This window comes from Actinomycetospora sp. (assembly GCF_055612215.1).
Genome location: NZ_JBVPVA010001212.1, coordinates 1 through 23,337, shown reverse-complemented (window position 1 = coordinate 23,337; position 23,337 = coordinate 1). Strand labels below are relative to the sequence as shown.

The following is a 23,337-nucleotide window of genomic DNA, read 5'->3' as shown; positions in this document are numbered from 1 at the left end:
TTCATCGGCGGCAACTCGCCCGCCGCCCTGGAACGCACTGCCCGCGGGGGTTTCTCCTGGCTACCGAGCCACGCGAAGCCCGAGGAGCTCGCCGAGGGCCTCGGCTACCTGATGCAGCTGCACGAGAAGCACGAAACGACCTACTCGGGCGAGCTCGTCGTGGACATGTTCATGCGGCTCGACGAGTCGGTGGCCGTGGCCGAGGAATCGTTCCCGGCCGTCCTGCGCGAGGCGCTGGGCGCGGAGCTCCCGCTACGGAACCTCGTCGGCAATCCCGACGAACTCGCCAAGCGCGCCGCCGAGTACGCCGGTGCGGGCGTGACCGCCATGGACCTCAAGCCGATGTACCACAGCGTCGACGAACTGCTGGCCATGATGCAGACGTTCGCCGCCGAGGTCATGCCCGCCACCGCCTGACGGTCCACCCATCCACAGTCACAGGCACCCGTGCGGGTGCCGCATCGATCGGCGACGCCGGTGCGGGCGGGAACCGGCCGCACCGTCGCGCCGGAGAGGCGCCCATGTACGTCAAGGCGGTCAAACCCTTCTCCGACCGGCACTGGAGCCAGGCCGAGACCCTCGCTCCGGCGGACGCCCGCCGCGTCCAGGACGAGGCTCTCCGCGAGCAGATCGCCTACCTCGCGGCACGCAGCGCGTTCTACCGGGCCAAGTTCGCCGAGCACGGGGTCGATCCCACCGCGATCCGCACCGTCGAGGACCTCGACGGCCTGCCCTTCACCGAGAAGCACGAGCTGCGGGACAGCCTGGTGTCGTCCCCGCCGCTGGGTGCGCACGTGGCTGCCGCCGACCAGGAGATCGTGCAGATCCAGGCCTCGTCCGGGACCACCGGCAGCCCCTCCTACGTCGGTCTGACCGCCTCGGACATCACCACCTGGTGCGAGATGGGTGCGCGAGCCCTCTACGCGAACGGGTTCCGCCCGGGCGACCGGCTCCTGCACGCGTTCGGCATGAGCAAGGGGTTCGTGGGCGGCCTGCCTCTGGTGCAGCTCGCCCAGTACATGGGCATCGTCGACATCCCGATCGGGGCCGAGGCCGGGGTCGAGCGGCTCCTGCGGGTGCAGGCCGACCAGCGGCCCGGCCTCGTGGCCGGCACGCCGTACTTCCTGACCTACCTGGCGGAGAAGGCGCCGACCGTCGTGGGCCGTGAGGCCCGCGACCTCGGGGTCCGGGCGGTCAGCGTCGGGGGCGAGCCGGGCGGTGGCCTGACGTCGGTCCGGGAGAACCTCGAGTCGCTCTGGGGCGCGACGGTCCGGGAGATGCTCGGCGGCACCGACATCGGCTGCCTCTACTGGGGCGAGTGCGAAGCCGTCGACGGCATGCACTTCCTCTCCCCGGACCTGATGGTCGCGGAGTTGATCGACCCGGTCACCGGGGCACGTGTCGAACCCGTCGCGGGAGCGGAGGGCGAGCTGGTCTACACCGCACTGCGCCGCCAGGCCTCCCCCCTGCTGCGCTTCCGGACCCGCGACCACGTCGTCGTCACCGGAACCGACTGCGCGTGCGGGCGCACGGGCTTCACGCTGCGCTGCGTCGGCCGGACCGACGACATGCTGATCGTCCGGGGTATCAACCTCTTCCCGTCGGCGGTCAAGGACCTGGTGCTCCAGCTGCGCCCGGAGGTGACGGGCGAACTGCGGATCATCGCCGAGTTCGCGGGTCACGTGACCCAGAAGCCGCTCCCCCTGGTGGTGGAACACGCGGCCGACCTCGACCCGGCCCGCCACGACGAGGTGCGGCGCAGGGTCGAGGACCAGATCAAGTCCGCGCTCAACGTCAGAACGGTGGTCGAGCTGGTTCCCGAGGGAGCCCTCGACCGCCCGGACCACGTCAAGGTCGCCCTGGTCCAGCGACATCGAGAAGGGACACCCCGATGACGACGAACGACGAGTTGGTCGACCGGTTCTTCGCGGCCCTGGTCGCCGGCGACACCGACGAGCTCAGGAACATCTACACCCCCGAGACGACCATCTGGCACAACACCGGAGGCGTCGCCGAGGACTTCGGTCAGCAGAGCGTCGAGGACAACATCGCGATGAACGGGCTCATCGCGGAGCTCCTCGACGACCACCGCTTCGACCACATCCGCCGTGGCCACGTCGAGGGAGGCGTCTACCAGATGACCGTCCTGCGCGGCGTGCTCGACGGTCAGCCCGTCGAGCACTACATGGCGATCTGGATCCGGATCGAGGAGGGACACATCACCGCGATCGAGGAGTACTTCGACTCGGTCACCGCGGCACCGGTGGTGACGGCGGTGATGTCGGCGATGCCCGCCGCGTGAGGCAGGTGTCGCCAATGTCCACGCACATCCCGACCGCACACACGCTGCACGTCGGGGGACCGGATTCACCGCGAGCACGGTACATTCGAGTACATGACGAGGACTCGAGATTCTTCGGGCACCCGAGCCGATGACACGTACTCCCGGCTGCGGTCGGAGATCCTGGCCGGCCGCCTCCAGCCCGGCGAGCGTCTCAAGTCTGCCGAGCTGTGTCAGCGATTCGGGTCGAGCGTCGGTGCGACCCGCGAGGCACTGACCCGCCTGCAGGTCGAAGGGCTCGTCCGCGGCGTGCCGCACATCGGCTTCACCGTGACGCCGCTGTCGGTGGAGGACCTCACCGAGCTCACCGAGACCCGCGTGGAGATCGAGCCGCTGGTGCTGGGGTTCTCCATCGAGGCCGGGGACCTCGCGTGGGAGGCCCAGGCCGTGGCGGCCTTCCACGTCCTCGAGCGCACTCCGCTCATGGACGCGAAGGACCCCGTGCGCGTCAGTGACGTGTGGGGCGCCGCGCACGTGACGTTCCACAACGCGCTGCTCGCGGCCTGCCCCAACCGGCGACTCCTCAAGCTCGCGCAGAGCCTGCGCGAGGAGGCCGGGCTGTACCAGTTCTGGTCGGTCTCCCTCCGGAAGGAGCCGGACCGCGACGGCATCGACGAGCACCGAGGGCTGCTGGAGGCCAGCGTGGCCCGGGACGTGCCCACGGCGCAGGCGCGCCTCCGCGAGCACCTGGCGCACACCACACGCCTCCTCGTCGACGGCAACGACCTGCTCGCAGATGTGTCCCGCTGATATTCGAGTATTGCCTCCATACACGAATCTGAGTTAGGGTCGGTGCAGTTCGAGTCGAGGACGACCCGGGACGGGCCGTGCGGGAGCCACCAGACGTAGGAGCGCGCCGTGCAGGGATCAGCCAACCTCGTGCCCGCGCCCGCTCCACCGCCCTCGGCGGCCGGTGAAGCGTCCGTTCCGCCGGTCGGACCTGACGCGACCGGGATGCGCGCCCTGCGCGCCCTGCAGCCCGGTTCCCCCGCTGACCTCCGGGTCCAGGAGCTGGACCTGCCGCCGGTGGCGGCCGGCTCACTGGTGGTGGCCGTGACCGCGGCGGGCGTCAACCGCAGCGACACGCTCGCGTGCCGCGGGATCATTCCCTGCGACTTTCCCCGCACGCTCGGCCGCGACTTCGCCGGCGTCGTCGTGGACGGACCGCCCGACCTCCTGGGCGTCCGGGTGTGGGGCAGCGGCGGGGGAGAGCTGGGCCTGACCACCGACGGCACGCACGCCACGCACGTCGTGGTGCCGCGTGACGGTGTCGCGCGGACCCCGGACGGCCTGACCGACGTCGAGGCTGCGGCGTCGGCCCTCGGCTACTTCGCCGCCCACTCGGCCCTCGCCCTGGCCACCGGGGTCGGCTCCGCCGACCCGACCTCCGGGCTCGAGCCCGGCGACACGGTCGTCGTCACTGGTGCGGCCGGCGGTGTGGGCGGTGCTGCTGCCGCGCTCGCGCACCGGCGGGGCGCGCGTGTCGTCGGTGTCGTGCTGGACGGGAACGAGCTCCGGACGGTCGAGCGATCGCGCGGCGCGGTGCACTTCGACGCGCTCCTCGCCTCCGACACCGACGACTTCCCCCGGCGACTCCGCGACGCGACGTCCGGGTCCGGCGCCCGGGCGGCGGTCGACGTCGTGGGCGGCGCGATGGTGGCCGCCCTCCTGCCCGCACTCGCCCTCGGCGGCGGGGTCTGTGTCCTCGGCGGACCTCCCCACCTGGCCGAGGCCACCATCAACACGATCGACTTCTACCGCAAGGCACTGCGCCTCGTCGGGCTGCACACGGGCCTCGCGTCCTGCCGCGACTCGGCCCGCGTCCTGGGCGCCCTGGGCGAGGACTTCGACTCCGGGCACCTGACGCCGTCGGCCGTGTCCGGCACCTACGCCCTCGGCGACGCGCCGCGCGCCTACGCCGACGTCGAGCGCGGAGTCGCGGGACGCCTGGTGCTGGTCCCGGGCTCCGTCTGACCGTCGCCTCCCCGCGACCCGGGCGAGCTGCGCGCCGGGACATTCCCCTGCCGTTGGGCGCTCCCGCCCGATGACACCCGTCGGCCGGCCCCGGCCGAGCCGTACCCGTCCACCACCTCCTGAGGAGACCGATCGTGACCATCGCCGGCGCACCCACCGACGCCGAGGTGACCGAGGACCTGACGCAGGCCATCGACACCTCGACCATGACCCCGGCCGAGATCGCCGCCCGCAACATCCGGGTGGTCGAGGCGCACTTCCACAACGAGAACCCCGACGACGTCGACAAGGCGATCGCGCTCTACACCGACGACGTCGTCTGGGAGGGCCCGGTCCGCGGACGCGTCTACACCGACCACGCCGCGGTGAAGGCGGCCTACCTGGACATCTTCGCGACGCTCCAGCTGAACAAGGCGACGACGCTGCGCCGGTTCGCCACCGAGCAGTTCGTCTTCGACGACCAGGTCGCCGACGTGACCGTCGTCGGCGACAAGATGCCCAATCTCGGGTTCGCCGTGGGTGACCGGCTGAGCATGCGGCTCGTCCACTGCTTCGAGATGAGGGACGGGAAGATCGCCCGCGAGATCGCCTACGAGATCTCCCGCTCCTACGGCGGACCCCGGGACCACGACGACATCCCCGCGGGCTCCGTCGTCGTGGACTACACCGCCGGAGCCCGGCCCGGCCTGTGATCGCCCCACGCCTCGAGACCCGACCCGGTTCCAGGAGCTCCATGAAGCGCGAAGTCGTGATCGTCGACGCCGTCCGCTCGGCCGTCGGCAAGCGTGGCGGCGGGCTGTCCCACGCGCACGCCAACGGTCTGCTCGGCGGAGTCCTGTCCGGACTCCTCGAGCGCAACGACCTCGCCGGCCCCGAGGTCGACCACGTCCTGGGGGGCTGCGTGGTCCAGCTCGGCATGCAGGCCGCGAACGTCACGCGCAACGCGTGGCTGGCCGCCGGGCTGCCGCTGGAGGTGGCCGCGGCGACCGTCAACGCCCAGTGCGGCTCGTCGCAGGAGGCCCACCGACTCGCCCACGCCCAGATCGCGAGCGGCCTCGCCGAGGTCGCGGTCGCCTGCGGGGTCGAGGTGATGAGCCGGGTCCCGATGGGCAGCAACATGCCGCCCGGAGGACCCCACGGCGACCCACGCGGCCACGAGTACGCCGACGTCTACGAGCCCACGACCCAGCTCGAGGGCGCCGACCGCATCGCCGAGAAATGGGGCCTGGGACGCCCCGCCCTCGACGCGCTCGCGAAGCTCTCCCAGGACCGCGCCGCACGTGCCTGGGAGGAGGACCGCTTCGCCGGGCAGATCGTGCCGATCCCGGCTCCGGTCACCGACGACGCCGGCGAGACCGTCGGGACGACGACGATCTCGCGCGACGAGGGTCCGCGGCCGACGACCCTCGAGGGTCTCGCGGCGCTGCGCCCCAACCAGCCCGACCGCCTCCCGGCGAGCTACCACACGGCCGGGAACTCGTCCCAGATCTCCGACGGTGCGAGCGCCGTGCTGCTGGCGAGCCGGGACAGGGCGGACGAGTTGGGTCTGCGCCCGCGCGCCCGCATCGTCGACTCCGTGCTGGTCGGGTCGGACCCGGTGCTCATGCTCACCGGCCCGATCCCCGCCACCGCCGCGCTCCTCGCGCGTACTGGCCTGTCCCTCGCCGAGATCGACGTCGTCGAGATCAACGAGGCGTTCGCCGCGGTGGTGGGGGCCTGGGCCGACGAGCTCGGGGCCGACATGGACAAGGTCAACGTCAACGGCGGCGCCATCGCGCTCGGACACCCCCTGGGCGCCACGGGAACGCTCCTGATCACCAAGGCCCTCCACGAGCTGGAACGCACGGGCGGCCGGTTCGGGCTGATCACGATGTGCTGCGGCGGCGGCCTCGGCACCGGCACGATCATCGAGCGACTGTGAGCCGCCCCGGGTCCCGGATCGCCCCGTCCCGCGGCCTGCCCGACTCCGCGACGGACATCCGCGAGCACGTCCGGGCGGTGCTCACCGACCTGCGGGCACGAGGTGTGTTCACCCCGGGCACCGATACGTGGGTCCGCGGCGTCGATCCCGGGTTCAGTGCGCTCCTCGGCGACCACGGATGGATCGGGTTGACCTGGCCGGTCGAGTACGGGGGCCAGGGACGGTCCTCCCTCGAGCGCTTCGTGGTGCTCGAGGAGCTGTTGATGGCCGGCGCGCCGGTCGCGGCCCACTGGTTCGCCGACCGCCAGGTCGGGCCGGGCCTGCTGCGGTTCGGCACCGAGCGCCAGCGCCGGGATTTCCTGCCCCGCATCGCCACCGGACGGTGCTTCTTCGCGATCGGGCTGTCCGAGCCGGACAGCGGCTCGGACCTGGCCTCTGTGCGGACCCGGGCCGGTCGGGCCGACGGCGGATGGGTCCTCTCCGGCACCAAGGTGTGGACCAGCGTGGCCCACCTGGCGCACTACATGGTGACCCTGGTCCGCACCGGGCCGGACCGGCACGGGGGACTCAGCCAGATGATCGTGGACCTGTCCGCGCCGGGGGCGACGGTCCGGCCGATCGTCACGCTGACCGGCGAGAGCCACTTCAACGAGGTCCAGCTCGACGACGTGTTCGTGCCCGACGAGATGGTCCTGGGGGAGATCGGGCAGGGCTGGCACCAGGTCACCAGCGAGCTGGCCTACGAACGCAGCGGCCCGGAGCGGTACCTGAGCACGTTCCAGCTGATACTGGAGTTCGCCCGGCACGTGGAGCGTGCACCCGACACCCGCGGTCTCGCCGCACTCGGGGATCTGTTCGCCCAGCTCCGCGGCGTCCGGGACCTCTCGATGCAGGTGACGCTCGCCCTCGACGGCGACCGACCGCCGGACACCGAAGCAGCACTGGTCAAGGAACTCGGGACGAGGCTGGAGCAGCAGTCGATCGAGACCGTGCGGACCGCCGCCGGTCCCGTCGAGCCCGGGTCGCGTCTCGACGAGCTGCTCTGGGACGCGACGTGCAGCGCACCGACCTTCACCCTGCGCGGCGGGACCAACGAGGTGCTGCGCGTGCTCGTCAGCCGCGGGGCGCACCACCTCAACCGTCGCGACCCCGACCCGGTCATCGACAACCTCGTGTCCCTGCTCGACGACCAGGAGAAGAGGACCAAGCCCTCGCCGGGCCGGACGACCGAGGACCCCACGTGGCGGGCGCTGCACGCCTCCGGCTACCTCGAGATCGACGTCGCCGACGAGGACACCGATGGCGACTTCCTCACCGCGTGCCGCGTGCTGCAGGCCAGTGCGGCGTCCACGGCGACGGCGGGCCTGCCGGTCGGCAACGCCCTGCTCGTCGCGCCCTGGCTGCGCCGCACGGTCGGCCTCCCGCCCGACGACGCCCCCACGGCGATCGCCGCCGACACCGACCTGACGGCGAGGCCCTCGTCGTCGGGGACGATCGTCGACGGCGTCGCCACGGCGGTGAGCTGGACCTCCGCGGACGCCACGCTGCTGCTCTGCGCGCACACCCCGGACCGCGGTCCCGTGGTGATCGAGGTGCCGACGCCGTGGCCCGACGGCCTGACGGCGGCGGCGGCCACCACCCGGGGAGGCATCGATCGCGCCACCCTGACGTGCGCGGACATGGTGGTGCCGACCGGCCGGGTCCGACCGATCACGCCGGAAGAGCTCGACCATCTCCGGGCCCGGATCGCCGTCTCGGTGACCTGCCAGATCGCCGGCGCGCTCGACCGGGTCCTGGCCCTGACGGTCGAGTTCGCGCGGCTGCGGGTCCAGTTCGGCAAGAGCATCGACCAGTTCCAGATGGTGAAGTCACACCTCGCGGAACTCACCGCCGAGGTCGGTGTCACGACCGCAGCGGCCCGGTCCGCGGCGGCACTGCTCGCCGGCGGCCCCCCGTCGGACACCGCCCGCGCCGCCATCCTCGGCGCGAGGCTGCGGGCAGCCCAGGCGGCCACCACGGCGACCCGACTGGCACACCAGCTCCACGGCGCGATGGGCGTCACCCACGAGTACCCGCTGCACGTCCTCACCGGACTGCTGTGGTCGCTGCGGGACAGCGGAGCCGCCGAGGCGCAGACCCGGGTGGAGCTCGGGCGCCGGCTCACCACGGGCGGGACCGACACCTTTCTGCGGTCGCTCCTCTGCGGCGCGCACCAGTGATCGCGGCCACTGAGCCGTTCCTCCGCGCCTGATGCCCCCATCGTCCCGGACGCACAGCGGTGAATTCCCGGACGGTGGAGTCATCGAAGAGGGAAAGATTCGAGTATTGTGATGTTGCTCGATAATTGCTATCGTCGATAGGGCGAGACGAGCTCACGGCAGCCGCTCTTCGAACAGGAGGCCCGGAGTGACGAGCTCGGACGGGAACGGCCGGATGAGCAGTTCGAGCGCCGCACGACACCGACGAGCCGAATGGCGGAGCATCGCGATGAGTGCATCAGCAGAGCCCTTCTCCCGGTGGGTGAAACACAGCGACACTCTTCCTCGGCGGGGGTGTTGAGAGGTGTCCTGCCATCCGCACGACATGGTTCTCGTCCACCGGGTCTTCCGTCGCGAACTCGGTGCTCTGCCCGATCTGGTCCGCTCGGTCTCCGATGAAGACGGTGATCGCGTGACCGACCTCGCCGGGCACATCGACCTCCTGCTCGATCTGCTGCACCACCATCACGAGACCGAGGACGCCCTTCTCTGGCCCTTACTCCTCGACCGCGCCCCGCAACACCGGACCCTGCTCCTGGCCATGGACGCCGAGCACGACCACCTGTCCACACGCATCACGCAGGTACGGGAAACCCTCCGGGCCTGGCGCGAGGGTGCAGGCGCGGCCGCCACGGCGCGGCTGGCGTCCGACCTCGAGGCGATGGTGGTCCCCATGCTCGCGCACCTCGACCACGAGGAGCAGGACGCGCTCCCTCTGTGCGCCGATCTGCTGAGCCAGGAGGAGTGGAACCGCCTCGGCGAGCGCGCCATCGGTGCACTGGGACCGGAAAATGCGCTGCTCGTCCTCGGCGCGATGCACGAGGCGAGCGCCGAGGAGGAGTGGCAGGACTTCGTCGTTCTGCTCCCGCCTCCGGTCGCTGAGGCCTACCAGGCCCACGGTGCCGCGACGTACCAGCCCTACATCCAGCGGGTCCGCGCTCCACGGCGACCCGGACAGCACCTCACGAGCATCGCCGACCAGTTCTTCGCGGCGGCCGAGCGGGCGGACACCGCCACGATGCGATCGATCTACACCCCTGACGCCGTCATCTGGCACAACGACGGAACCTCCGGTCAGACCGTGGAAGAGAACCTGGCATTCCTCGACATGCTCTTCGGGGGCCTCCAGGAACTGCGGTACGAGGTCGTACGTCGCCACGTGAGCGAGGACAGCGTCTTCCAGACCCATGTCCTCCACATCGTCCTGCCCGATGGCGCCATTCTGGACCTCGACGCCGCGATGATCATCATGTTTCGCGCCGGCCGCATCTGTCGCATCGAGGAGTACCTGGACATGAAGGGTCTCGACGTCCTGCTCGGCGCGGTGACAGCCGGCGCGGGTTGAGATCCAGGCGAAGGCAGTCCTAGCTCTCGTCGTACTCGTCCGCCGCCTCGTTGCGCTCCTGGACGATCTCCAGGGCGCGCGCGGCGGTGGCCTCGTCCGGGTAGGGGCCGAGGCGCTCCGGGGCACTGCAGCCGTCCACGCCCTCGACGCGGTGGTGGTTGAGGCAGAAGTAGTACTCGTTCCCGTGCGCCACCGGACGATCCTCGCATCTCCTCCTCGGTCGTGGTGCTCGGCCGACGGGGGCCCCTCCGAACCGCCCGCCCGGAGCGACTGCGGGCGACCCGGAAGCGCATAAATGCAATACTTACTTGCGCTTCGGTGTCACCGACGTGGTTACGACCTCGATCCCCCGAGAGGACCCGTCGTGGGCCAGGCCCGGAACCACTGCGCAGACCCGTCGCTCACCGAGGGCGACGTCGCGCTCTTCCCGTCCTACCTGACCGTCGTGTTGGACGGCGTGGTGCGTCGCTTCCACCACGTGTGGCTGCGCGACAACAGCTGGGCTCCCGAGGACAGGGTGGCCCAGAGCAGCGAGCGCAAGCTGTTCACGGCCGACATCGACGAGGCCGTCAGACCGGTGTCGGCCGGCTTCGACCCGATCGTGGGTCTGGACGTCCTGTGGAACGACGGATGCGCCTGCACCTACGCACCGGCCTGGCTGCGGCGTCACGACTACTCCGACGAGCCCAGGCGTCGGGCGCGTCGGTTCACCCCGACGCTGTGGCACGCGTCGGCCCCGGGACCACCGCGCCTCGGGTACGCCGAGGTGGTCGGCACCACGGAGGGGCAGCTGGCCTACCTCGATGCGGTCCGCGAGTGGGGCGCGGTGATCGTGACCGCCGTGCCCTGCCGCGACGGCGAGGTCGAGCGCTTCGCCGAACGCTTCGGACCCGTCCGTGAGCTCGCGTTCGAGCGCGTGCACAACGTGCGACTCGATCCGAGCGGCTACAACGTCGCGCACACCTCGGGCGAGCTGAAGCCCCACACCGACTTTCCCAGCTATGCGTGGCCACCCTCGATCCAGTTGCTGCACTTCCAGAAGAATCGGAGCACCGGAGGCGCATCGACACTCGTCGACGGATGGGCCGCGCTCGCGGAGCTGCGCCGCACCCGGCCCGGGGACTTCGCCGTCCTGGCCAGCGTCCCTGTGCAGTACCAACTGTTCAGCGAGCACGAGGACACCGCCGCCGAGGCACCGATGATCGAGCTCGACCCGTCCGGTGAGGTGCGACTGTTCCGCTTCTCCAACCAGCTCGCCCAGCCGCTCGACGCTCCGTTCGAGCAGGTCGAGGCGTTCTACGCGGCCTACCGGACGCTGGGGCGCATCATCGACTCCGGGCGCTACCGAGCCACCTTCGCCGCGGCCGAGGGTGACCTGCTCACCGTGCACGCCCACCGGGTGCTGCACGGCCGGCTGGCGTACGACCCCGACAGCGGCGCCCGCCACCTGCAGAACGTCTACATGGAGTTCGACGACCTCACCGGGCGGCGCCGGGTGCTGCGCGGGGAGCACAAACCGATCCCGGCCCAGCCCCTCGCCGCGCCGAGCGCCGAGACGACCACTGGTGCACAGCGCCCGACCGTCACGTGACCCTCCGTCGGGTTCCGCAGTCACCCCTCCATCCGGGCTCGGCGGCGAGCGCCCTGCGGAGCACGGTGCGCGCCGCACCGTTTCCGCATCGCTCGCAGATGACATACTGAGTCGATCGGCGAGGTCCTCCGGGTCCACCATCCGGTGGGCAGCGAGGGTGCGTCGGGTCGCGGAGAGGTTGGTGCCGGCATCGACGCTGGGGGTACGGCGGCGGAGGACGGGGTCGGTCTGGAGCTGACGGCGGGTGCGGTGGCCCGTCGGTTGGGGGTCGCCCCGTCGACGTTGCGCAGTTGGGACCGGCGCTACGGGCTCGGCCCGGCCGACCACGAGCCCGGCCGCTACCGGCGCTACTCCGAGCGCGACCTCGGCGTCCTGCAGCTGATGTGCCGGCTCGTCGGTCAGGGAGTCGCTCCCGCGGCGGCGGCTGCTGCGGCGCGGGCGGAGGGCGGCCGCGACGCCGTGATGGCGCCGGTCGCGGACCACGCCCACGGACCCGTCGGTGAGCGCAGGTCGCGTGCCCGGCTGGTCCGCGGTGTCGTCGACGCGGCGCAGCGGTTGGACGGCGACGCGGTGACCGACGCGGTGGGGCAGCACCTGTCCGAGCACGGCGTGGTCGCGACGTGGCAGCAGCTGTGCCGGCCCGCGTTGACCGCGCTCGACCGTCGGGTCGCCGAGACCGGCGGGAGCATCGACGCCCAGCTGGTGGCCAACTGGGCCATCAGTACCGCGTTGCGTTCGGTCGGCCCGCCCCAGGGGGCGGGGTCGGGTCCGGCGGTCGGGGGGCAGGTCCTGCTGGCGTGCGTCGAGGGGGAACAGCACACCCTCGCGAGCGAGGCGCTGCGCGCTGCGCTGACCGAGGCGGGGATCCCGGCGCGGACGCTCGGTCCGTCGGTGCCCGAGAGCGCGCTCGTGGAGGCATGCCGTCGGACCCGTCCCGAGGTCGCGGTGCTGTGGTCGCAGACCCTGACGACCGCTCGACCCCAGGTGCTGCGAGCGGTCGCCGCGGCGGCCGGCTCGGTGCTGGCGCTCGGCCCGGGCTGGTCCGGGCTGGACCTCGCGGAGCTTCCGGAGTCCGTCGACACCACCGACGACCTCCCCGCCGCGCTGCACCACATCGCCCGGCGGTGCGACCCCGGGGTCGTCGTGTCCTGAGTTGCAACGCTTCTGCGTCGTTTCGTATCGTCGCCCCTGGGCATCCGGGACGCAGGGCCCGGGTCGGGCGTCGGATCAGCGGGTCGTTCCCGGCACGGGAGTGATCGGTGACGGCAGCGGACGGAGCGTGATTGCGGTGGCGAGCATCCTGCGGCTACCCCTCCCTCTGGTGGAGATGTGGGACTGGCAGCGTCGAGCGGCCTGCCGCAACCTCGACTCCTCGATGTTCTTCCACCCCGATGGGGAACGTGGTCGCCGCCGTCAGCAGCGGGAGGACCGGGCCAAGGCGGTCTGCGCCGCCTGTCCGGTCCGGTCCGAGTGTCTGGAGCACTCGCTGCGCGTCCAGGAGCCCTACGGGATCTGGGGCGGGCTGAGCGAGACCGAACGCCCTCGGCTGCGGCAAGCCCTCGCCCCGGGGCATTACGGCGCTCGACCGGTCACCGCGTCCGACGGGCCCGGCCACGACCCGTTGCCCTCGCAGCACCCCGCATCTTGAACCGCACCTCTGCCGGCCCGTGGCAGCGGCGCCGGCGCCCGATCGCGCGCCCGCGCGTCATTCCGAGGAGACATTCCATGACCATGTCCGCGCGGCTGACCCTCGGCCTACGGCACGCAGCGTCCTTCTCGGCCCAGCAACCGCCACGATCGGCGACGACCGCGCCGGCCCGGCCCGGGGACCGCGTGATCCTGGTGCACCGCATCGGCGCGGTGGTCACCGCCGCGGTCCTGGCGACCTTCGGCGGGGCGGGCCTGACGGGCGGGCTGGCGTTCTTCTCCACCCATGGCCGCCCGGTACTGGGGCTGTCCTCCAACGGGTTGCTCTCGGCGGTCTCGCTGGCCACCGCCGCGGTCCTGATCGCGGCGGCGGTCCGCGGGGGCCGGACCGCGTCGACGGTGCTGATGGTGATCGGTGCGCTGTTCCTGGGTTCGGCGTTCGTCAACCTCGCCGTACTCGGCACCACCCTCAACGTCCTCGCGTTCCGGCTGCCCAACGTCTTCTTCAGCATCGGGGCCGGCCTGGTGTTGTTGCTGCTGGGCGCCTACGGACGCCTCAGCGGCGGACTGCCCGACGACAACCCCTACCGGTCGCAGACCGCCACCGAAGCCGTGGCGCTGCCCCACCAGCCGATCCCGACCACGGCGGCCGAGCACGCCGTCGACCGGGCCATGGCCGCCGCCGAGGTCGCGGTCGTCCAGGGCGGAGCAAGCCCTGACCAAGCCCGTCGGGTCGTCGCCATCTCGGCTCTGCGGACCCACGAGGACCGCCGACGCGCATGGATGGCGCACGACCACTGACCGGCCCACGAGCCCCGCGAGCACGGCAGTGGGCCCGCCCGAGGCGCCCGCAGCGGCGGTCACCTCGCCCGGACCCCGGTCCTGCTCATCGTGCGGGCCGGTCCGAGGTCGCAGGCCCCGATCAGCTCGAACATCGCGAACAGCACGCCCGTCGCGACGGGGTCGGCCACCTCAGCCCTGAGGTCGACCTGGGTGCGGGAGGGGCGCATTTCGGCGCGCACTGATTGCCCCGCCCGCACGTCGGGAGAAAAATCGTGCCCGTGCTGGGGACCGCGGGGTTGCAGGTTCTGGCGTCCTGCGTGGCCGCGGCCCGGACGCAGCACACGCGCAACCGGAGCCGCGGACGGCCGCAGGGAGACGGCCCTGGAGCGGACCGCGCCGGTCAGAGCGTTCTACGGGTCGGTCGTCAGTTCGGCGCGGGTGCAGGGCCTTCGAGGCGGCGCCGGGTCAGGGCCGGTCGGCGGGCACGATGTTGATGTTGACGAGGCCCCAGTACCCCGACGCGGGTGGGGCGAGGTTGCCGGTGAGCATCGTTCCACCGGGCCAGGAGCCGGCCGGGTCGAGTCGATCGAGCTGGTAGAGGTCCCGGTCGCCGCGGGGCCCGCCGTCGACGGGCAGCACGTTCACCGGGCGGAACCCGGTCACGGGGGTGGCGGGGGTGTTCTCGCGGCCGTCCCCGAACGCCGTCAGCACATCGGTGCCCGCCGGCACGTCCTGGGAGAGCTGAGGAACCCCGAAGTTGCCGTTGCGCTCCGTGGTGGAGTCCAGTCGGCCGTTGCGGTAGGCGAGCACGGTCAGCGAGTGTCCCTCGTCGCCGTGCTTGATGGTCAGCTCACTGGTGATCGTGGCGCCGTCGTCGCGGCCGGAGGCCGGGGCGGTGTACACGTCGATGATCGAGCCGTACACGATGTGGTGCTCGCGCTGGGTCCAGGCGTGAGCTGCGGTGTCGTCCAGGCGCGTGTGCTGCGCCTCGGCGCCGGGCTCGCCTGGGCCGGGTCCGTCACCCATCGCGACGGCGACCAGCAGGTTCGCCCCGTTCATGCTCGGGGGCAGCGTCACTCGGGCCGGCCCGTCCTCGAGGGGTGACTGCGCGATTACCTCGCCGAGGGCGCCGACCTCGCCCCGCGGAGGGCCCGATCCGGTGCCACAGGCCGAGAAGAGCACCGCAGCAGCCCCGAAGGCAGCCAGGAGCACCCGCCACGACTGTCTTCGCATTCTCGGTCCCTCGGCGACTCGGGTACGGACACACTAGGTCCCTCGTGCGTCCCGGGCGCCGGTCGGCGGCGGATGCCGAGAGCCCCATGCGGCTCGGCGTCGGTGATGTCGCTGTCGGCCAGGTCGTGCAGGAGCCTCACCGGGCGTCAGGTCCCCGGGGTGAGCGTGACGTCCTCGGCGCCCAGGAAACGGAGGAGATGCGCGATGCGCCGGGACTGGTGGCGGAACGGGATCCGGGCGCCGGCCTGGAGCGTCGCCAGCCCGTGCAGAGTGCTCCAGACGAGCTCGGTCTGGAGATCACCGTCGGCCCCGTCGAGACCGGTCACCGCGCAGACGGGAGCCCGGAGGGCGGCGAACGCCTCATGGAGCTCGGTGGGGGTGTCCGGGGAGGCGAAGGGCAGGTCGAGCGTCGCGACGAACATCGCGTGGTAGGTGGCCGGGTGCTCTTGCGCGAACGCGAGGTAGCGGGAGACGACCGCCTCGAGGACGCCCCGAGGCCCCGTCGAGCCGTCCGGGCGGGCGCGGAGGTCCTCGGCGAGCTCCGCGAAGCCCTGGAGGGCGACGGCGGCGACGATCTCGTCCCGGCCGGCGAAGTGGCGATAGAGCACCGGCTGGCTGTACTCGACGCGCTCGGCGAGGCGACGGGTGGTGACCGCGTCCCACCCCTCCTGCTCGGCGAGCTCGCGCGCGACCCTCACGATCGCCGCCCGCCTCGTCGCGAGCTCCCGCTCGCGGCGCTCCCTGGTCCCCACCTCGCGAACCTAACAGGGCGGATAAGACCGCTATCGGTGATAGCGTCGGCCACGATTGCTGTCAACGACAGGAGGATGGCGTGCCCGACTCGAGCCCGGTCTCGCGAGCGACCCGGACCCGGTGGAGCCGGCGACTGCCGGTGGCGACCCTGGGGGCTGCCGCCGTGGCGATCATCCCGATCGGGCTGCGGTTCCTCATCCGTCCCGAGGCCGCCCGGGCCGGCTTCGGACTCACCGCCTCGCCGCAGGACCCCTACACGGCGACCAAGGGCATCCGGGACATCGCCAGCGGGCTCGTCCTGCTGACCGTCCTCGCCCGCGGCGATCGACGCCTCGCCGGCCGCGCGGGCCTCGCAGCCGCCTCGACCCCCGTCGGCGACATGCTCCTGGTCCTGCGCCGGGGAGGGCCCACGGGTATCGCCCTGGGCGTCCACGGCGCGACCGCCCTGGTCATGATCGCCGCCGCGCTGCCGCTGCTGCTCGAGGACGACGAGCGGCCGGGCACGTGAACGACGCCGGGACGCAGTGCGCGTCGTGGACCGGTCCGCTCCGGCCTCACGGCGACCGAGCACGCCGTCGTCGAGCCGCGCCGATATCCTGACGGCCCGGGTCCTGGAGGTGCGTGGTGGGGCAGACCGTCGACTTCTCGAACGTCTCGACCGAGGGCCTCGAGTCCTCGCCGGTCGCGGCGGCCCTCGCCGGACTCCGTGCGAACGAGGCCCGGTACTTCAAGAACAAGTACGACCACGAGTTCGTCGTCGCGCCCGCCGCCGAGGCCGCCGAGGTGGTCGACTGGGTACACCGGATCCTCGCCGAGGAACGGGACATCGTGATCGCGTCGCGCCCGCTGGAGGCGACGGGATTCACCGCGGGCGGGACCCGGTTCGCCTACGTGTTCTACGAGTCGGGGCTCTCGATCAACGTCATGTACGGCCTCGAGCCGGGGTCGAAGCGCGCAGTGGGGTTCAAGCTCTCCGAGGGCATGGAGGTCCCCGAGGAGCTGGCGACGCGGTTCAAGTTCGCGAAGCAGCGCTCCAAGCTCGCCGGCACCATCCGCGGCAGCTTCTTCGTCGTGAAGGGCGAGTACTGACGGGCACCGTCCGGCCCAGGGGGACGAGCTACGGCCGTGCGGTCCCGGCCAGGGCGTCCCGCGCCGCACTCGCCACGTCGACGTCCTGCTCGACGGAGCCGCCGCTGACCCCGACCGCGCCGACGACCTCGTCGTCGACCACGAGCGGGATGCCGCCGCCGAAGACGACCAGGTTCCCGTTGGTGGTCTCGATGCCGTAGAGCGGCGCCCCGGGCTGGGCCAGGTCGTAGAGCTCGTCGGTCGGCATGTTCATCAGCACGGCCGTCACCGCCTTGCCGACGGAGATGTCGATGCTGGCGAGGATCGCGCCGTCCATGCGGACGAAGGCCAGGAGGTGCGCCCCGGCGTCGACCACCGCGATGTTCATCGGTTGGCCGATCTCGGTCGCGCGGGCCGCGCCGGCCTCGAGCAGGCGCTGGGCCTCGGATAGGGACAACCCGCGCATGTGCGCTCCTCCCCGTGCTGGTCGGCTCGGACGCTAACCCTCGCCCGCGGGCGAGGGATACCTGGTCGACCAGGGAGTCGCTCCCTGATCGCTCGGACGGGCCCGGCCCCCGTGTCGTCTGCTTAGCGTGTGGGGACGGTCACGAGGAGGTGGTCCCGTGTCGTCGGACGACGGGTGGGACCGGCTCGGGGCCGAGGCCGGGCTCTGCCGCGGCTGTCGCCATCCGAAGCTGACCGTGACGCGGCGGGGGAGTGCGTTCGTGCGCTGCACACGCCACAACTGGGACGACCGCCTGCCCCGTCATCCCGAACTGCCGGTGCAGGAATGCGTGGGCTTCGAACCGGCCTCGCGAACCCCCGACCGAACGAGGTGATCGACGCCCATGGCCGAGACCGACGAGCAGGAGCTCGATCCCCGCACCGACTACCCCCTGGGCACCCAGCGCCCCGATCTGGTGCGCACGCCGACCGGGAAACGCCTCGAGGACCTCACCATCGAGGCCGTCGTGTCCGGGGAGCTCGCCCCAGAGGACCTGCGGATCGCCCCCGACACGCTGCTGATGCAGGCCCAGATCGCCGAGGGGGTCGGACGCCGGCAGCTCGCCGAGAACTTCCGGCGGGCGGCCGAGATGGCCCCGATGCCCGACGAGCGGGTGCTCGAGGTCTACAACGCGCTGCGGCCCAACGCCTCGACCAAACAACAACTGCTCGACCTGGCGGACGAGCTGGAGAGCGAGTTCGCCGCCGAGCGCAACGCCGCCCTGATCCGCGAGGCGGCGGAGGTCTACGAGCGACGTGACCTCCTCCTGGCCGAGAACTGAGCCGCTCACGACCGTCCCGCCCGTCCGCCGTGCCGCCGGAGGCCACCATGACCGCAGCAGACCCCCAGCCCGGGACCAGGCGTTCCGCCCGCACCGAGATCCTCGAGAACCGCCCCGTCCAGCTCGACGGCTTCGTCGAGGAGTGGCCCGAGGTCGGCATGATCGCGATGGAGAGCCCCTACGACCCGGAGCCGAGCATCCGGGTCGAGGACGGCCGCATCGTGGAGATGGACGGCCGGGAGCGCGCCGACTTCGACTTCATCGACCAGTTCATCGCCGACTACGCCATCGACGTCGGATCGGCGGAGGAGGCGATGGCCCTCGACGCCGCGGAGATCGCACACCGCATCGTCGACCCGGGCGTGGCCCGCGCCGACGTCCTGGCCCTCACCCGCGGCCTCACGCCCGCGAAGCTGCTGCGGGTCGTCGAGTCGATGAACGTCGTCGAGATCATGATGGCGATGCAGAAGATGCGGGCCCGCCGGACGCCCGCCAACCAGGCGCACTCGACCAGCGCGCGGGACAACCCGGTGCAGGTGGTCGCCGACGCCGCCGAGGCGGCGCTGCGCGGCTTCGCCGAGCTGGAGACCACGCTCGGGGTGGTGCGCTACGCGCCGCTCGTCGCGATCGCCCTGCAGATCGGTGCCCAGACCGGGCGCGGTGGCGTCATCACCCAGTGCGCGCTCGAGGAGGCCACCGAGCTCGCGCTGGGGATGCGCGGCATCACCGCGTACGCCGAGACGATCTCGGTCTACGGGACCGAGGCGGTCTTCACCGACGGCGACGACACGCCGTGGTCCAAGTCCTTCCTCGCCTCCGCGTACGCCTCGCGCGGGATCAAGATGCGGTTCACCTCGGGCACCGGCGCCGAGGTGCAGATGGGCGACGCCGACGGCAAGTCGATGCTCTACCTGGAGATCCGTTGCGTCCAGGTCGCCAAGGGCGCCGGCGTCCAGGGGCTGCAGAACGGTTCGATCAGCTGCATCGCGGTGCCGGGCGCGGTCCCGTCGGGGATCCGGGCCGTCGCCGCCGAGAACCTCGTGGCGAGCATGCTCGACCTGGAGTGCGCGTCGGGCAACGACCAGTCGTTCTCGCACTCGCCGATGCGCCGCACCGCGCGCACGATGCCCCAGCTCCTGCCCGGGACGGACTTCGTCGTCTCCGGCTACTCCGGGGTGCCGAACTACGACAACATGTTCGCCGGGTCCAACTGGGATCCCGAGGACTACGACGACTGGAACACCATCCAGCGCGACCTCAAGGTCGACGGCGGGCTCCGCCACGTCGCCGAGAAGGACATCCTCGCGACACGGGAACGCGCGATCCGCGCCCTGCAGGCCGTGTTCGCCCACCTCGACCTCCCCGAGATCACCGACGAGGAGGTCGAGGCCGGCACCTACGCCCACGGCAGCGAGGAGCTCCCGCGACGCGACGTGCGCGAGGACCTCAAGGCCGCCCAGGCGGTGATGGACCGGGGCATCACCGGGCTCGACCTGGTGGCCGCCCTGGAGAAGGGTGGGTTCCGCGACATCGCCGAGAACCTCCTCTCGGTCCTGCGCCAGCGCGTGTCCGGCGACCTGCTGCAGACCTCGGCGATCCTCGACCACCAGCTGCAGGTGCTCTCGGCGGTCAACGACGCCAACGACTACGCCGGCCCCGGCACGGGCTACCGCCCGTCGGGGGAGCGGTGGGAGGAGATGAAGAAGCTGCGCCACGTGATCAGTGCCGAGAACCCCGAGAAGGAGGTCGAGTGATGACGGGAGACGCAGCGGAGCGGAGCTCCAGCCGGACGACCGAGGACCAGAGCACCGACCGCACCCTCGATCTCCAGGAGGCGGGCGAGGCCGCCCGGGGCGACCGGGAGGACGAGGTCGTCCTCGGGCTCTCCCCGGCGTTCGGGGCGTTCTTCACCCAGACGATCAGCCACGTCCCGCTCGTCGAGGTCCTGCGCGAGGTGATGGCCGGCGCCGAGGAGCAGGGCGTGGAGCTGCGGGTCGTGCGGGTCAAGAACACCGCGGACCTCGCGAAGATCGCCCACGGAGCGGCGCGACTGGCCGGCTCGGGCATCGGGATCGGGATCCTCTCCCGCGGCACCTCGATGATCCACCAGAAGGACCTGGCCAAGCTCTCCAGCCTGGAGCTGTTCCCGCAGGCGCCGCTGCTGGACCTCGAGACCTTCCGCGCGATCGGGAGCAACGCCGCCCAGTACGCCCGGGGCGAGTCACCCGAGCCGGTCCCGGTCCGCAACGACTACCTGTCCCGACCCCGCTACCAGGCGAAGGCCGCGCTGCTGCACCTCAAGGAGACCGAGTTCGTCGAGCCCTCCGGCGGGATCGTGGACCTCGAGGTGTCCATCTCCAGGGCGAGAGCGAGCTGACCAGATGGCGGACGGCGACGGCCGCCTCGTCATCGGCGTGGACATCGGCAACTCCACGACCGAGGCGTGCCTGGCCCGGATCGGCGCGGACGGCTCGGTGGAGTGGCTCGGGACCGGGCTGGCGGCCACGACGGGGATCAAGGGCACCCCGGGCAACGCCGAGGGGGTCCACGAGGCTGCCGCCCGCGCCGTCGCCGACGGGGGCTGCCGCCTCGCGGACGTCGAGCTGGTGCTGACCAACGAGGCGACCCCGGTGATCAGCGGGCTGGCCATGGAGACGATCACCGAGACCATCGTGACCGAGTCGACCATGATCGGGCACGACCCCCGCACCCCCGGCGGGGAGGGGATCGGCGTCGGCACCACCGTGGCCCTGGGCGAGCTCCCGAACTGCGGCGAGGGTCAGGACGTCATCGTCGTCGTCGGCGCGGGCGAGGACTTCGAGGACGTCGCCGACGCCCTGGTCGAGGCCTCCCGGCGCGGGGTCGGGGTGCGGGGCGCGATCCTCGGCGGCGACGACGCGGTGCTCGTCGCGAACCGTCTCGACGAGACCCTCCCCATCGTCGACGAGGTGTCGCTGATCGACGAGGTGCCCCTGGGGATGCTCGCCGCCGTCGAGGTCGCCCGTCAGGGACGGACGATCTCCACGCTCTCGAACTCCTACGGGATCGCCACGCTCTTCGAGCTCGACGCCGAGCAGACCAAGATGATCGCCCCGGTCGCCCGGTCGCTGACCGGGAACCGCTCGGCCGTCGTCGTGCGCACGCCCGGCGGGGACGTCACCGACCGGCGCGTGCCGGCGGGCACGCTGTCGCTCGAGGGCGAGTCGCGGACCGTCACCGTGGAGGTCGACGAGGGCGCCGACGAGGTGATGGCCTCGTTGGCGCGGGTGCGCCCGCTGGTCGACGCCAGCGGCGAGAGCGGCACGAACGTCGGCGGGATGATCGCCGGCGTCCGTGACTCGATGGCCGAGATGACGGGACAGGACCCCGGGGAGGTCGCCATCCGCGACCTCCTGGCCATCGACACGCTCGTGCCGCAGGAGGTCCGCGGGGGACTGGCGAAGGAGGTCGCCCGCGAGGACGCCGTGCTGCTCGCCGCCATGGTGCGCACCAGTCGCGGACCGATGGAGCAGGTGGCCGCCGAGGTGCGCCGGGTGCTGGGCTCCGCGGCGGACCGCGCCGTCGAGGTGGAGATCGGGGGCGTCGAGGCGGACATGGCGGTCCGCGGCGCCCGGACCACGCCGGGCACCGGGAGCGAGATCGTCGTCCTCGACCTCGGCGGCGGATCCACCGACGCCGCGCGCTCGGACGGCGACCACCAGGTCGAGTCGGTCCACGTCGCGGGCGGCGGTGACCTCGTCACCACGCTCATCGACGCCGAGCTGGGCCTCGGGGACAAGGACGTGGCCGAACAGATCAAGCGCCACCCGCTCGCGAAGGTCGAGAGCTTCTTCCACGTGCGCCACGAGAACGGCACCGCCGAGTTCTTCGACGAGCCGCTGGAGCCCGAGTTGTTCGCCCGGGTCGTCGTGCTCACCGACGACGGGTTCCTCGCCGTCCCCGGGCGCCACGACCTCGCGACCATCCGCAGCGCGCGCCGCGAGGCGAAGCGCCGCGTCTTCGTCGTCAACGCCCGGCGCGCACTCGAGCAGATCGCGCCCGGCGGCACGGTCCGCCAGCTCGAGTTCGTCGTCCTGCTCGGCGGCTCCGCCCTCGACTTCGAGATCCCCGACATGATCGCGGACTCGGTCGCCGGGTTCGGCATCGTCTGCGGCACCGGCAACGTCCGCGGGTCGCTGGGGCCGCGGAACGCGGTCGCCACCGGGCTGGTCGCCGCCCACGCGGCGGGTGGTGACCAGGTGTCGGGGGCGGCGTGAGCAGCCGGGACGGCCCGGTCCGGCCCGTGGTCGTCATCGGGACCTCCGGGTCGGCGCCCGACGACGTCCTCCGCGAGGTCCGGGCGGGGCTCGAAGAGGAGGGCGTCCCGTTCGACGTCCACGCCTACGAGCAGACCGACCCCGTCGCGCTGGCCCACCAGGCCGCCCGGGACTCCCCGCTCGACGTCGGGCTCGGGGTCACCGGCGACGGGCTCTGCGTCCACCACGCGAAGCTGCCGCGCGACCGCCCCGTCTGCTCGGATCCGGCCGGGGAGCCCGCCGCCGCCCGACGTGTCGGTCACGACGCCGCCCGCGTCGTCACCGGCCTACCGCTGAAGCTCTCCGACACATCGACCGAGACCGATCCGCCGACGGGAGCTCCGTGATGGCCGTCCACCTCACCCGCATCTACACCGGCCTCGGCGACGACGGCACCACCGCCCTGGGCGACATGTCCCGGGTGCCGAAGACCGACCCGCGCATCGAGGCCTACTCCACCGTCGAGGAGGCCAACGCCGTCCTCGGCCTCGCCCTCGCGATCGGTGACCTCCCCGAGGATCTGGCCACCGTGCTGCGGAGCGTCCAGAACGACCTGTTCGACGTCGGCGCCGACCTGTGCACCCCGGTCGTCGCCGATCCGAAGTATCCGCCGCTGCGCATCACAGCCGAATACGTCACGCGGCTCGAGGGGTGGTGCGACGAGTTCAACGCCGACCTGGCCAAGCTCGACAGCTTCATCCTGCCGGGCGGCACGCCGGGTGCGGCGTTGCTGCACCAGGCCCGCACGATCGCCCGGCGCGCCGAGCGCAGCGCCTGGACCCTGTTCGAAGCCGACGCCGAGCGAACCAACCGCGAGGTGCTGCTGTACCTCAACCGGCTCT

The 23,337-nt window shown here is 72.0% G+C and carries 25 protein-coding genes; 21 read left to right on the top strand and 4 right to left on the bottom strand.

The window, feature by feature from the left end:
• The 9 genes from AC0CYZ_RS32505 to AC0CYZ_RS32465 all read left to right on the top strand — a co-directional run.
• A partial coding sequence (locus tag AC0CYZ_RS32505; RefSeq protein WP_472222558.1) for a hypothetical protein occupies window positions 1-417 on the top strand: 417 nt, incomplete at its 5' end.
• A gap of 104 nt (window positions 418-521) precedes the next feature.
• On the top strand, window positions 522-1,895 hold the full coding sequence (locus AC0CYZ_RS32500; protein WP_472222556.1) for a phenylacetate--CoA ligase family protein: 1,374 nt from the start codon (window positions 522-524) through the stop codon (window positions 1,893-1,895).
• Window positions 1,892-2,302, top strand: coding sequence for a nuclear transport factor 2 family protein (locus AC0CYZ_RS32495; RefSeq protein ID WP_472222554.1), 411 nt, complete (start codon window positions 1,892-1,894; stop codon window positions 2,300-2,302). The genes AC0CYZ_RS32500 and AC0CYZ_RS32495 overlap by 4 nt, the downstream gene beginning before the upstream one ends.
• 93 nt (window positions 2,303-2,395) lie before the next feature.
• Complete coding sequence (locus AC0CYZ_RS32490) at window positions 2,396-3,091, top strand: GntR family transcriptional regulator (RefSeq protein ID WP_472222552.1); 696 nt, start codon at window positions 2,396-2,398, stop codon at window positions 3,089-3,091.
• Window positions 3,092-3,295: 204 nt separating this feature from the next.
• The gene (locus AC0CYZ_RS32485) at window positions 3,296-4,315 is read left to right on the top strand and encodes a quinone oxidoreductase family protein (protein ID WP_472222550.1); all 1,020 of its coding nucleotides are present in this window, start codon (window positions 3,296-3,298) and stop codon (window positions 4,313-4,315) included.
• Window positions 4,316-4,449: 134 nt separating this feature from the next.
• A complete protein-coding gene (locus AC0CYZ_RS32480; protein WP_472222548.1) occupies window positions 4,450-5,007 on the top strand; it encodes a nuclear transport factor 2 family protein in 558 nt (185 codons plus the stop codon).
• 41 nt (window positions 5,008-5,048) lie between these two features.
• Window positions 5,049-6,236 carry an acetyl-CoA C-acyltransferase gene (locus tag AC0CYZ_RS32475; protein WP_472222544.1) on the top strand — a complete coding sequence of 396 codons (1,188 nt, stop codon included), beginning with the start codon at window positions 5,049-5,051 and terminating at the stop codon, window positions 6,234-6,236.
• Window positions 6,233-8,455 carry an acyl-CoA dehydrogenase family protein gene (locus tag AC0CYZ_RS32470; RefSeq protein ID WP_472222542.1) on the top strand — a complete coding sequence of 741 codons (2,223 nt, stop codon included), beginning with the start codon at window positions 6,233-6,235 and terminating at the stop codon, window positions 8,453-8,455. Before AC0CYZ_RS32475 ends, AC0CYZ_RS32470 begins: the two co-directional genes overlap by 4 nt.
• A gap of 364 nt (window positions 8,456-8,819) precedes the next feature.
• Complete coding sequence (locus AC0CYZ_RS32465) at window positions 8,820-9,839, top strand: hemerythrin domain-containing protein (RefSeq protein WP_472222540.1); 1,020 nt, start codon at window positions 8,820-8,822, stop codon at window positions 9,837-9,839.
• 19 nt (window positions 9,840-9,858) lie between these two features.
• Here AC0CYZ_RS32465 and AC0CYZ_RS32460 read toward each other — a convergent pair whose 3' ends face one another.
• A complete protein-coding gene (locus AC0CYZ_RS32460; RefSeq protein WP_472222538.1) occupies window positions 9,859-10,032 on the bottom strand; it encodes a hypothetical protein in 174 nt (57 codons plus the stop codon).
• Between the two features lie 171 nt (window positions 10,033-10,203).
• Here AC0CYZ_RS32460 and AC0CYZ_RS32455 point away from each other — a divergent pair, with 171 nt between their 5' ends.
• The 4 genes from AC0CYZ_RS32455 (at window position 10,204) to AC0CYZ_RS32440 (ending at window position 13,878) form a co-directional block, all read left to right on the top strand.
• Complete coding sequence (locus AC0CYZ_RS32455; RefSeq protein ID WP_472222536.1) at window positions 10,204-11,430, top strand: TauD/TfdA family dioxygenase; 1,227 nt, start codon at window positions 10,204-10,206, stop codon at window positions 11,428-11,430.
• 249 nt (window positions 11,431-11,679) lie between these two features.
• A complete protein-coding gene (locus tag AC0CYZ_RS32450) occupies window positions 11,680-12,582 on the top strand; it encodes a MerR family transcriptional regulator (protein WP_472222534.1) in 903 nt (300 codons plus the stop codon).
• A gap of 136 nt (window positions 12,583-12,718) precedes the next feature.
• Entirely contained in the window at window positions 12,719-13,078 is a 360-nt protein-coding gene (locus AC0CYZ_RS32445; RefSeq protein ID WP_472222532.1) for a WhiB family transcriptional regulator, read from the top strand.
• A 77-nt stretch (window positions 13,079-13,155) separates the two neighbouring features.
• The gene (locus AC0CYZ_RS32440) at window positions 13,156-13,878 is read left to right on the top strand and encodes a DUF4383 domain-containing protein (RefSeq protein ID WP_472222530.1); all 723 of its coding nucleotides are present in this window, start codon (window positions 13,156-13,158) and stop codon (window positions 13,876-13,878) included.
• A 447-nt stretch (window positions 13,879-14,325) separates the two neighbouring features.
• Here AC0CYZ_RS32440 and AC0CYZ_RS32435 read toward each other — a convergent pair whose 3' ends face one another.
• Window positions 14,326-14,919, bottom strand: coding sequence for a hypothetical protein (locus AC0CYZ_RS32435; protein ID WP_472222528.1), 594 nt, complete (start codon window positions 14,917-14,919; stop codon window positions 14,326-14,328).
• 320 nt (window positions 14,920-15,239) lie between these two features.
• Window positions 15,240-15,845: a TetR/AcrR family transcriptional regulator gene (locus tag AC0CYZ_RS32430; protein ID WP_472222526.1), complete on the bottom strand. Its 606-nt coding sequence runs from the start codon at window positions 15,843-15,845 to the stop codon at window positions 15,240-15,242.
• Between the two features lie 140 nt (window positions 15,846-15,985).
• Between AC0CYZ_RS32430 and AC0CYZ_RS32425 the strand changes: the two genes are divergently transcribed.
• Both AC0CYZ_RS32425 and AC0CYZ_RS32420 read left to right on the top strand, forming a co-directional pair.
• Complete coding sequence (locus AC0CYZ_RS32425; protein ID WP_472222524.1) at window positions 15,986-16,354, top strand: DUF4267 domain-containing protein; 369 nt, start codon at window positions 15,986-15,988, stop codon at window positions 16,352-16,354.
• Window positions 16,355-16,470: 116 nt separating this feature from the next.
• The gene (locus tag AC0CYZ_RS32420; protein WP_472222522.1) at window positions 16,471-16,935 is read left to right on the top strand and encodes a phage tail protein; all 465 of its coding nucleotides are present in this window, start codon (window positions 16,471-16,473) and stop codon (window positions 16,933-16,935) included.
• 28 nt (window positions 16,936-16,963) lie between these two features.
• Here AC0CYZ_RS32420 and AC0CYZ_RS32415 read toward each other — a convergent pair whose 3' ends face one another.
• Window positions 16,964-17,380, bottom strand: coding sequence for a GlcG/HbpS family heme-binding protein (locus AC0CYZ_RS32415; protein WP_472222520.1), 417 nt, complete (start codon window positions 17,378-17,380; stop codon window positions 16,964-16,966).
• A gap of 382 nt (window positions 17,381-17,762) precedes the next feature.
• Between AC0CYZ_RS32415 and AC0CYZ_RS32410 the strand changes: the two genes are divergently transcribed.
• The 6 genes from AC0CYZ_RS32410 to AC0CYZ_RS32385 all read left to right on the top strand — a co-directional run.
• Window positions 17,763-18,200 (top strand): diol dehydratase small subunit, encoded by a 438-nt coding sequence (locus tag AC0CYZ_RS32410; RefSeq protein WP_472222518.1) that lies wholly within the window; start codon window positions 17,763-17,765, stop codon window positions 18,198-18,200.
• A 47-nt stretch (window positions 18,201-18,247) separates the two neighbouring features.
• Window positions 18,248-19,954, top strand: a complete 1,707-nt coding sequence (locus AC0CYZ_RS32405) for a propanediol/glycerol family dehydratase large subunit (protein WP_472222516.1) — start codon at window positions 18,248-18,250, stop codon at window positions 19,952-19,954.
• Complete coding sequence (locus AC0CYZ_RS32400; protein WP_472222514.1) at window positions 19,954-20,577, top strand: propanediol/glycerol family dehydratase medium subunit; 624 nt, start codon at window positions 19,954-19,956, stop codon at window positions 20,575-20,577. The genes AC0CYZ_RS32405 and AC0CYZ_RS32400 overlap by 1 nt, the downstream gene beginning before the upstream one ends.
• A gap of 4 nt (window positions 20,578-20,581) precedes the next feature.
• Window positions 20,582-22,456, top strand: coding sequence for a diol dehydratase reactivase subunit alpha (locus AC0CYZ_RS32395; protein WP_472222512.1), 1,875 nt, complete (start codon window positions 20,582-20,584; stop codon window positions 22,454-22,456).
• A complete protein-coding gene (locus AC0CYZ_RS32390) occupies window positions 22,453-22,842 on the top strand; it encodes a glycerol dehydratase reactivase beta/small subunit family protein (protein WP_472222510.1) in 390 nt (129 codons plus the stop codon). Before AC0CYZ_RS32395 ends, AC0CYZ_RS32390 begins: the two co-directional genes overlap by 4 nt.
• Window positions 22,842-23,337 (top strand): cob(I)yrinic acid a,c-diamide adenosyltransferase (locus AC0CYZ_RS32385; RefSeq protein WP_472222508.1); only part of this gene is annotated, 496 nt, incomplete at its 3' end. The genes AC0CYZ_RS32390 and AC0CYZ_RS32385, both read left to right, overlap by 1 nt.